Origin of the sequence: Clostridium sp. D53t1_180928_C8, from assembly GCF_015667795.1 — a bacterium.
GTDB lineage: Bacteria > Bacillota > Clostridia > Clostridiales > Clostridiaceae > Clostridium.
The window spans coordinates 1-10836 of sequence record NZ_JADPEL010000074.1 but is presented as its reverse complement, the minus strand read 5'-3'; the positions used below and the strand labels follow the sequence as shown (position 1 = coordinate 10836).

The following is a 10836-nucleotide window of genomic DNA, read 5'->3' as shown; positions in this document are numbered from 1 at the left end:
AGATTATGGATATACAAAAGAAATATATAATAAGTATTACAAAAAAAATAAGGTATAAATATAAAACCACAGTATAAAAGTTAATATTTTATACTGTGGTTTATTTTTTGTAATTAATTTAAGGAATTAATTATCTTAACAGCCTTACAACTGTCTGATGTTTCAATATAGATACCTTTTCTTTGAGCATAATATGAAGAATACACATCTAAACATTTAGCTAAAGCGCAATAAATTTTAGCTAAAGCACCAGGTGTATTATGATTGATAATTACTCTTACAGTATCATTTTCTAAATAATCTATGCACCATTTTTTTAGAATACATTCGACAGTTCTTAAATCAGAGGAGGATTGTTCATTTTCATTACCTACTTCAAAGGTGAAAATATTACTGTCACATTCAATATTTTGATAATAGTAACCATCTAAATTGATACAATTATCATGTATTTCTTTTAATAAATCACAAATGGTGTCAGAATCTGCTAAAATAGTAATTTGTGTTCTTATTTCTGCTTTAAGATAAGAACAGTCATTAAAGTTCTTTTCACATCTTGACATGTTACCATCTCCTAAACTTTCTCATTAGTGTAATTTCTATATAGTACATAATATGATTATGGATACAAAAAGTGATTAATAAAGGAAAAATATATAACAAATAATACTTGTATTTAAAATACTCGTAAATGAGTATTAAACTAAAAATAAGAACAAATGGAAAACATCTAATAGGATAATAGAATTTTTATAAGGAAAGAATATAAATGAGGTGATATTATGGGAAACAAAATGAAAAAAACAAAACAACAACATAAAAATGTAAATCATAATCCACAAGTTGAAAGTGTAAAAGCTTGTTTTGGTGAACCTAAAGCAAAAACATATGATCCAACTGATTTTAAAATATAGATAAAGGTAGTGAAGAGATGGATAAATATGATTATGTATTTAGATGGCTAAAAAATGCCTCAAAACCTGAACGTCATATTGATGAAATGGAATCCTTTGCTAAAAAACATCCTATGATTTTTATGAAGTTTCATAAAGAGTCTGGAGGAATAGTAAAATATGAGGAAAATGATCCTAATTATATTAAAGCTAAGGATGAGTTAACATTATTATTTGATGAACATGCTGAAGAATTTAAACCAGTTTTTGATGCAGTAAAAAATAAATTTAATTATTAGCAGACTTGTGAGGTAAGATTTATGGATAATAATAAAAATAGAATGAAAGACAGACCAAAATCTAAAAATGAATTAAGAAAAATTGATCCAACTGGAAATTCAGAAGTTGGAATAGAAAATGGTGAAAAAATAGGAGCACATGCTCATAATAAAAAGAGTTATAAGACATATGAATGGATGCAAGATAAATAAATAATAAAAATTATACAAAGTAAAGGTCATACTAACAATTAATTAATAGTATGACCTTTACTTTGTATAATAATATTAAAGTTAGAATGTAATATTGATATTAATCATTAGCATTAATATAATAAAGGTAAAAGTTATTATACAAGGAGATAATTATATGGAAAATGGTATTGCAACAGTAAATAAAGAAAAAGTAAAGGTTAAAAAGCCAATACATTATAAAGTAGTTATGCATAATGATGATTTCACTACAATGGAATTTGTAGTTAATATATTAATGACTGTTTTTAAAAAAGATATAAATACATCAAATAAGATAATGATGGACGTTCATAAGTTCGGAAGAGGAATAGTTGGAATATATCCCTATGATATTGCCACTACAAAGGTAGCAGTGGCATTATGTATGGCAAAAGAAGAAGGCTTTCCTTTTAATATAACTATAGAGGAGGCGTAAACTATGGAGATAACAAGAGAAGTAAATAATATTCTAGTTGAATCATATGAAGTAGCTAAAAAAAATAACCATGAATTTGTAACTGCTGAGCATATATTGTATGCAATAACACTTCAAGAAAGATTTATTACGGTAATTGAAGAATTAGAAGTTAATATTGAGGAACTAAGAAATAAATTATTAGATTATTTAAACACTTATATGGAAAAGGATGAAAGTGGGAAGGTTCAAGAAAGCTATAATTTTCAGCAAATTATATTAAGAGCAAGTGAACAGGCGATTTATGCAAGTAGTAAGGATATTTCTATGGAGCATATGATATCTGCAGTTTATGAATTAGACAATAGTTATGCTCAGTATTATTTGTTAGAATCAGGAATAGAAAAAAGAGAACTGCTTTATAGGCTTTGTCATGATGATTCGGAAAATATTTATTATATTGATGATGAAGATATTCAAGATGATGATATAGATGAAGAAGTATTAAATGAAGGTAGTAAAAAGGAATCACTTATCAATACTTTAACTAGCAATTTAAATGAATACGTAAGAAATGATTATAATGATCCACTTATAGGGAGAGAGGATATATTAAATAGAACTATACAAATACTGTGTAGAAGAACTAAAAATAATCCTATTCATGTTGGAGAGCCTGGAGTTGGTAAAACAGCTATAACATTTGGTTTAGCTAGACTTATTAATGAAGGAAATGTTCCAGAAAAAATAAAAAATGCTGAAATTTTTTCATTAGATATTGGGGCTACTTTAGCTGGAACTAAGTATAGAGGTGACTTTGAAGAGAGAATAAAGAAGGTGTTAAATGAAATTGCTAAGCATGAAAATCCAATAGTATATATTGATGAAATACATACTATTGTAGGTGCAGGTTCAATTGGGGGAGGTTCATTAGATACATCAAATCTTTTAAAACCTTATTTAATGGAAGGAAAGATAAAATTTATCGGTGCTACAACTTTTGACGAATATAAAAAGTATTTTGAGAAAGATAAGGCACTAAGTAGAAGATTTCAAACAATAGAGGTTAAAGAAACTTCAGTAGAGGAAACAATTAAAATTATTCAAGGGTTAAAGAGTAATTATGAAAGTTATCATAATGTAAAGTATACTGATGAAGCTATTAAATTAGCAGTTGAATTAAGTAGTAAATATATAAATGATAGATTTTTACCGGATAAAGCTATAGATGTTATTGATGAAGCTGGCTCATATATCTCCATGAATAGAAAAGACTCAAGTGAGAAGGTAATTGATGAAGAAGTAATAGAAGAAGTGATATCAAAAGTATGTCATATACCAAAGAACACAGTTGAAAAAGATGAAATTTCAGAATTAAAAGAATTAGAAAATAATTTAGAAAAAAATGTTTTTGGTCAAGATAAGGCAATTCATGAGGTTGTAAGATGCATTAAGATGTCAAGAGCAGGACTTAATGAAGAAAACAAGCCTATAAGTTCACTTTTATTTGTTGGTCCTACAGGAGTAGGAAAAACAGAACTTTCAAAGATTTTAGCAGATAGTTTAGGTGTTAAACTTATTAGATTTGATATGAGTGAATATTCAGAAAAACATGCAGCAGCTAAGCTTATAGGGGCTCCTCCAGGATATGTAGGATATGAAGAAGGTGGGCTTTTAACAGATACAATAAGAAAAAATCCATATTGTGTTTTATTATTAGATGAAGTTGAAAAGGCACATCCAGATATATTAAATGTTTTACTTCAAGTAATGGATTATGCTACATTAAGCGATAACCAAGGAAGAAAAGCTGATTTTAGAAATGTAGTTTTAATTATGACTTCTAACGCTGGAGCAAAGAATATTGGTAAAAGTGTTATAGGCTTTGGTGAAAGAGTAATTAGAGGTGAAGCCATAATGGAGGAAGTTAAAAAATTCTTTACTCCTGAATTTAGAAACAGGCTTGATAAAATAGTAGTATTTAACCATTTAAATAATGAAATGGCATTAGATATTGCATGTAGAGAGCTTAATAAATTTAATGAACAATTATCAAAGAAAAATGTTAAGATTAATTTTAATGATAAATGTATTTCTTTTATAGCTAGTAAGGGTACTTCCCAAGAATATGGAGCAAGAGAAATAATAAGAATTATAAATCAAGAAATTAAGCCCATGTTAGTTGATGAAATATTATTCGGAGCCTTAAGTAATGGTGGAGAAATTACTTTAGATATTAAAGATAATAAGTTTATCTATAAATAAAAAAGATCCTCATATGTTTTATTTATAATTAATATAAATTAATATAAATTAATATAATTAAGAATATATGGGGGTTAAAAATGGATAACGTATTAAATATTGAGAAGTGTAAAATTTGCGGAGGATTAATTAATATAGAGAGGTCGCTAAATAAACTTACTAAGATTTGTACATGTTGTGGGTATTTTTATAATAAAGAAAATAAAGTTGAATATTTAAATCCATGTGGAGCTTATAAATTAGTTACTCTTAGTGGAATTGGGCAAATAGGAACATTAGGTGAGAATATTACTGAAGAGCAAGCTTTAAAAAAGTTTAATTTAAGTGATACTTCTAGATTAAATATGGATAAAAGTTATATTAATTATAGAAACCCACAAACAAATAAATTTAAAATTATTTTTGGAAGTGGTGAGCCAGAAAGTTATAATGAATTTGTTGGAAAATTATAAAAATAGAAAGTTTTTAGTATACTTAATTAGTATTTTAGTCAATAGTTAGTAATAACTATTGACTAAAATAAAAAATAAAAGTTATAATACATTTGTTGACAAAGCTAAAAAAATATCATAATATAAGAACAAATAAATATTTAAAAACAGTGATAAAGAGGAGTAAGGAATAGGACGTATTAAGAGAGGAAGGTCTAGGCTGTAAGCCTTCTATATTGAATATCCTGAAGGTAGCTTTTGAGTTTCTTTAGTGAAATAGTAGTAACTAAAGACGGCTTGTCTAAGTCGTTATTTGAATTAAGAGCTAAGTGATAAAAAATGAAACATCTACTCAATTCTTCGTAGATGTAAGTTCATCTATCCAAATTTAAATTTGGAGATTCACTTGGGAATAAAGGTGGTACCGCGAGTCTTCGTCCTTTTTTAGGACTAAGGCTCTTTTTTATGTTATTTATTAAAGTTTTAAATGAATAATTAATTAAAAATTTAGTTAATGAAATTAAGTTAGACATTGAAAAGTAGCGAGTTTTAGCAGGGGCAAAGATTTAAAAATAAAATTATGGAGAGTATAAATAAAGTAATATTATTTTTAGGTACAGATAGTTTTTTTATAAATGAAACTCACTACTCGCTATTGCTGGTAGGAGTAAGTTCTATTTACTAAATCGAAGATTTAGAATATCACTTAATTAGTAAAGTAGTCTTTATATAAGAACTTTAAATATAGAAAATAAACTATTCAGGAGGTTTTATTGATGGAAGAAAAGAAAAATTTAGCCACAACGTATAATCCAAAAGATTTCGAAGAAAGAATTTATAAAACATGGGAAGAAAAGAAATATTTCACTCCTGTTGTTGATAAGACAAAGAAGCCATTCACAATAATGATGCCACCCCCAAATATAACAGGTAAGCTTCATTTAGGTCATGCATTAGATAACACAATGCAAGATATGCTTATAAGATTTAAAAGAATGCAAGGTTACTGTACTTTATGGCTTCCAGGAACAGATCATGCTTCAATTGCAACTGAAGTAAAGGTTGAAAATGAGCTATTAAAAGAAGGTAAAGTTAAGAAAGAAATGGGAAGAGAAGCTTTCTTAGACGAAGTTTGGAAATGGGCTGAAGAGTACAAAGGTACTATTAGAAATCAGCTTAAAAAATTAGGAGTTTCATGTGACTTCACAAGAGAAGCTTTTACAATGGATGAACATTTAAACAAAGCTGTTAGAACAGTATTTGTTAAATTATATAATGATGGATTAATCTATCAAGGAAATAGAATAACTAACTGGTGTCCAAAATGTACTACTGCTTTATCAGATGCAGAAATAGTATATGAAGAAAAAGAAGGTAGCTTCTGGCATATTAATTATCCACTATCTGATGGTTCAGGGTATTTAGAAATAGCTACTACAAGACCAGAAACATTACTTGGAGATACTGCAGTTGCTGTTAATCCAAATGATGATAGATTTAAACACTTAATAGGTAAAACATTAAAATTACCTCTAACTGATAGAGAAATACCAGTGGTTGGTGATGATTATGTTGATATCGAATTTGGTACAGGTGCAGTTAAAATAACTCCAGCACATGATCCTAATGACTTTGAAGTTGGTAAGAGACATAACCTTCCAATAATCAGAGTAATGGATGACCACGGTGTAATTAATGAATTAGGTGGAAAGTACCAAGGCTTAGATAGATACGAAGCTAGAAAACAAATGGTTAAAGATCTAGAAGAACAAGGATTATTAGTTAAAATTAAACCTCATACTCATAATGTAGGTACACATGATAGATGTAATACTGTAGTTGAACCTATAATATCACAACAATGGTATGTAAAGATGGAATCTTTAGCAAAGCCAGCTATAGATGTTGTTAGAAATGGCGAAACAAAGATTGTTCCAGAAAGATTTGAAAAAATATACTTCAACTGGATGGAAAATATTCAAGACTGGTGTATTTCAAGACAATTATGGTGGGGACACAGAATACCTGTATTCTACTGTAATGATTGTAACAATATTATGGTTGAAGTTGATGCACCATGTAAGTGTTCAAAATGTGGTTCTGAAAACTTAAGACAAGATGAAGACGTACTTGATACTTGGTTCTCATCTGCATTATGGCCTTTCTCAACTTTAGGTTGGCCAGAAAAAACACCAGATTTAGATTTCTTCTATCCGGGCAATGTATTAGTTACTGGATATGATATCATATTCTTCTGGGTTGCAAGAATGATATTCTCAGGATTATATAACATGGATAAAACTCCATTTGATACAGTATTAATGCACGGTATCATAAGAGATGCTAATGGTATTAAGATGAGTAAATCTTTAGGAAATGGTGTTGACCCATTACAAGTAATTGATGAATACGGTGCTGATGCATTAAGATTCATGTTAGTTACAGGAAGTACACCAGGAAATGATATAAGATATATTCCAGAAAAAGTTGAATCTGCAAGAAACTTTGCTAATAAGATTTGGAATGCTTCAAGATTCGTTATGATGAACCTTGATAAAGAATTAATGAATAAATATGCTGAGTGTGCAGATTACAGCTTAGCTGATAAGTGGATTCTTTCAAGAATGAACACTGTAGTTAAAGAAGTAACAGAAAACTTAGAAAAGTATGAGCTTGGAATAGCTAACCAAAAGGTTTATGACTTTATGTGGACTGAATTCTGTGATTGGTATATAGAACTTGTTAAGCCAGTATTCTTCAGTGATGATGAAAAGGCTAAGGGAGTAGCATACAACGTATTAAATACTGTATTAACTACAGGATTGAAATTATTACACCCAGCTATGCCATATATAACTGAAGAGATATATACTACATTAACAGAAGGAGAATCTATAGCAATTTCAACTTGGCCAGAATATACTGAAGCTTTAGCAGATAACAAGGCTGAAAAAGATATGGAATTCATTATTGAAGCTATTAAGGGATTAAGAAATGTTAGAGCTGAAATGAACGTTCCACCTTCAAGAAAAGCAAAAGTAATTTGCTATATTTCAGAGGAAGCTAAAGAAGCATTTACTGCTGGTATTCCTTACATGGAAAAACTAGGTTCTGCTTCAGAAGTTGAATTTATAGCTGATAAAGCTTTAGTTCCTGAAAATGCAGTATCATTAGTAGTTAAGGGTGGAGAATTATTCATGCCACTTTTAGACTTAGTTGATAAGGAAAAGGAACTTGAAAGATTAAATAAAGAAAAGAAGAAATTAGAAGGTGAAGTTACAAGAATTGAAAAGAAGCTTTCTAATGCAGGATTTGTAGCTAAAGCACCAGAAGCAGTAATTACTGCAGAAAAAGAAAAAATGGTTAAGTATCAAGAAATGCTTGATGCAGTTTTAGTTAGAATAGACACTTTAAAATAGTTAGAAATTAACACTTTGGCAAGTGACAAGTTTATAGGCTTTGTCACTTGCCATTTTTATTATTTCTAGATAAAAAACGGGGGATATTATGAATTTACTTAAAGATGATGTAAGAAAATTATATTTTAAATATTTTTTTCCTACTATGTGTGCTGCACTATCTACATCAGTTTATATTTTATTTGATACTATATTTATTGGACAGGGAGTAGGGAGTAAAGGGCTTACTGCATTAAATATATCATTACCTATTTATTCAGTTTATTTTGGAACTGGTCTTTTAATTGGAATAGGTGGATCTACTTTAATGTCTATTGAGAAAGGAAGAGGACGACTTGATAAAGCTAATAAAATATTTACTTTATCATTTATATTAGGACTTATATTAGCAATCATTTATTGTATAATTGGATTTGTATTTCTAGAAGAAATTGCTTTAATACTTGGTGCTACAAAAGAAATTATGCCTTTTGTAAAAGAATATATGGTAGTAGTTGTAATTGGTACTATTCCATTTGTTATGGGAAGTGTAATGGCTCCATTTATTAGAGCTGATAAAGCACCTAAAAAAGCCATGTTTGCTGTTATTTTCAGTGGTTTTTTAAATATTATATTAGATTACATATTTGTATTTCCTTTAAATATGGGGATGAGAGGAGCTGCAATAGCAACAGTTTTTTCTTATACAATAAGTTGTTTAATTTTATTAACTCATCTTTTATCTAAAAATAATACATTAAGATTTAAGAAAGACTTTTATAAATTATCTTACATTACTAGAATATTTAAATGTGGATTACCTAGTCTTTTTATAGAAGTATCACTAGGGTTTATTATCTTTATTTTTAATATTCAGATTTTAAAAATTATTGGTGATGATGGTGTAACTGCTTATAGTATTATTTCAAATACTGGGATAATAGCCGTTGCCTTGTTTAATGGAATAAGCCAAACAATACAGCCATTAATAAGTATTAATATGGGAGCAAATTTAAAGGAAAGAGCAGATAAACTAAGAAATTTAGGCTTATCTACAGCATTAGTTATAGGAGTAGCATTCTTTATACTTTGTATTGTTTTTCCAGAATCAATAGTAAGAATATTTGTTAAGCCAACTGATACAGTTTTAGCTATAGCTATTAATTCAATTAGAATTTACTCTACAGCCTTTATTATAATGGGGATAAATATGGTGAGTGGAGCTTATTTTCAATCTATAGAGTTAGCTAAAGAATCATTTATTATTGCTTTTTGTAGAGGCCTTTTATTTGTTTCTATTTGTGTATTTATTTTACCTTTATTTTTAGGAATTAATGGAGTTTGGCTTAGTGTACCAATAGGTGAGTTATTAACTTTATTTGTTACTATTGTTTTTGTAAAGAAAAATGCATAAAAATATTCATTTCGTAAAAAATATTATTAAGAGGTGAATAATATGAGTAATAAAATAGTAGAAACAATTAAAAATAGCAGTGGAGAAATAATGCAATATGTATTAGACAATGGCCAAACAGTTGAAAAAGCTCAAGGTGTTGAAATGGCTAAAAATGGTGAGATTGATGGTGTAATTATTGCTCATTCTAAGAAGGGTGAAGAGTATTTAAGAACTAAACCAGATGGAACTGAAGGAAATAATTTATCATCAATGTCTAGACAAGATTAAATTTTAAATTAGTTTTAATATTAATTTATAAAAAATAACGTCTAACAAAGTTTATTTAAGCTTTGCTAGACGTTATTTTTATATAAAATATTTCATGTTACGTAAAAGTCATATAATTGTAAAATATAGACATATATTATAGTTATATGTTAGGATATATATAATTATATTATATGGTGTAGGTAAATGAGTAAGTTTAGAGATACATATATTATAGGGGTAATTGGTATAATTACTTGGGTATTAACTATATTTTTGAGAGATACGCCATTAAGTAATATAAATAGCAATTATTGTCTATTTAATTAAGTTTATAAAATAAAAATATTGAAGCACTTTTTGTTTTTAGGGAATATTTTGTTATTATATTAGAGAATTAATTTCAATATATGGTATGATAAGTAAAATTATGTTTTTGTTTGATGTATAAAAAGGTGTAAGGGGAAGAATAAGATGAGAAAAAATAAGGTTATTTTAGTATTAGTACTTAGTTTAATATTAACAGGATGTACAATAAATAAAAATTCTAAAGTACAGAAAGAAACTAAAAATATTAAGGTTCAATCTCAATTAGAAGAAAATAGTGTTATATCTGAAATAGAAAATAGTGATTTAAGTAATATAATAACTACTAAAAATGAAGTAATAGGTATTAAAAGTAATTGTGGTACACCAAACTTTGAAGCTAGAAATAAAGCTATTTCAGAAGAATACATAAAAGCTATAACTATAGTAAAGGAATTTTGTAAAAATAATTCATTAGAGATAAAATATGTTCAACCCATTAGTGATAGAATCTCTAGTTTAAGTGATGTATCAGATGATGAGCATTATTTATTATTAAAGAATATAGAGAATTTAGGAGCAGAAACAATACAATATTTTACAGATGAAGAAAGTTTAAATGTCGATTTAAGTATAAATACTACAGAAGCCGCTAATTATGTTGATGATTCTTTTGTGGTATTTGGTAAAACCTATAGTGACGTAGTATATAAGGCTTCAATTAAAAATGTAAATGAAAATTTTAAATTTAAAGATTCTAAGTTAGATGAATTTAGAAGTATAATACTTAAAGATAAGATATTAGATTACGATAAGTTAAATGACTATATTAAAAAGATTTACTCAGGAGAATATGATTCAAATACTGTATTTTTAAATAAAATTGATGATGATAAATATGAAGTAATTAGAATAGAAAATAATAATTGCTATTATAAATTAGTTTATGATCC

At 27.6% G+C, this 10836-nt stretch carries 12 protein-coding genes and 1 other annotated feature; of the genes, 11 read left to right on the top strand and 1 reads right to left on the bottom strand.

The annotated features are described in order from the left end of the window. Positions 1 to 113: 113 nt before the first annotated feature. The gene (locus I4V51_RS19530; RefSeq protein ID WP_195990113.1) at positions 114 to 563 is read right to left on the bottom strand and encodes a hypothetical protein; all 450 of its coding nucleotides are present in this window, start codon (positions 561 to 563) and stop codon (positions 114 to 116) included. Between the two features lie 219 nt (positions 564 to 782). Here I4V51_RS19530 and I4V51_RS21440 point away from each other — a divergent pair, with 219 nt between their 5' ends. From I4V51_RS21440 to I4V51_RS19485, 11 genes are all read left to right on the top strand, one after another. After that, a complete protein-coding gene (locus I4V51_RS21440; RefSeq protein WP_260458038.1) occupies positions 783 to 914 on the top strand; it encodes a CPC_1213 family protein in 132 nt (43 codons plus the stop codon). Between the two features lie 17 nt (positions 915 to 931). Then, positions 932 to 1192 carry a hypothetical protein gene (locus I4V51_RS19525; protein WP_195990112.1) on the top strand — a complete coding sequence of 87 codons (261 nt, stop codon included), beginning with the start codon at positions 932 to 934 and terminating at the stop codon, positions 1190 to 1192. A 21-nt stretch (positions 1193 to 1213) separates the two neighbouring features. After that, the gene (locus I4V51_RS19520; RefSeq protein WP_195990111.1) at positions 1214 to 1384 is read left to right on the top strand and encodes a hypothetical protein; all 171 of its coding nucleotides are present in this window, start codon (positions 1214 to 1216) and stop codon (positions 1382 to 1384) included. 157 nt (positions 1385 to 1541) lie between these two features. Continuing rightward, a complete protein-coding gene (locus I4V51_RS19515; protein WP_195990110.1) occupies positions 1542 to 1841 on the top strand; it encodes an ATP-dependent Clp protease adaptor ClpS in 300 nt (99 codons plus the stop codon). A 3-nt stretch (positions 1842 to 1844) separates the two neighbouring features. Then, the gene (gene clpA, locus I4V51_RS19510; RefSeq protein WP_195990109.1) at positions 1845 to 4085 is read left to right on the top strand and encodes an ATP-dependent Clp protease ATP-binding subunit ClpA; all 2241 of its coding nucleotides are present in this window, start codon (positions 1845 to 1847) and stop codon (positions 4083 to 4085) included. Between the two features lie 80 nt (positions 4086 to 4165). Continuing rightward, positions 4166 to 4537 (top strand): hypothetical protein, encoded by a 372-nt coding sequence (locus I4V51_RS19505; protein WP_195990108.1) that lies wholly within the window; start codon positions 4166 to 4168, stop codon positions 4535 to 4537. A 140-nt stretch (positions 4538 to 4677) separates the two neighbouring features. Continuing rightward, positions 4678 to 4961 (top strand) — a binding site (T-box leader). Positions 4962 to 5292: 331 nt separating this feature from the next. Continuing rightward, complete coding sequence (locus I4V51_RS19500; RefSeq protein ID WP_195990107.1) at positions 5293 to 7935, top strand: valine--tRNA ligase; 2643 nt, start codon at positions 5293 to 5295, stop codon at positions 7933 to 7935. A gap of 88 nt (positions 7936 to 8023) precedes the next feature. Beyond that, positions 8024 to 9328, top strand: coding sequence for an MATE family efflux transporter (locus tag I4V51_RS19495; RefSeq protein WP_195990106.1), 1305 nt, complete (start codon positions 8024 to 8026; stop codon positions 9326 to 9328). 42 nt (positions 9329 to 9370) lie between these two features. Further along, positions 9371 to 9598: a DUF3892 domain-containing protein gene (locus tag I4V51_RS19490; RefSeq protein ID WP_195990105.1), complete on the top strand. Its 228-nt coding sequence runs from the start codon at positions 9371 to 9373 to the stop codon at positions 9596 to 9598. Positions 9599 to 9784: 186 nt separating this feature from the next. After that, entirely contained in the window at positions 9785 to 9907 is a 123-nt protein-coding gene (locus I4V51_RS21435; RefSeq protein ID WP_279325461.1) for a hypothetical protein, read from the top strand. A gap of 144 nt (positions 9908 to 10051) precedes the next feature. After that, positions 10052 to 10836: hypothetical protein (locus I4V51_RS19485; protein ID WP_195990104.1), on the top strand; the 785-nt coding region annotated here is incomplete at its 3' end.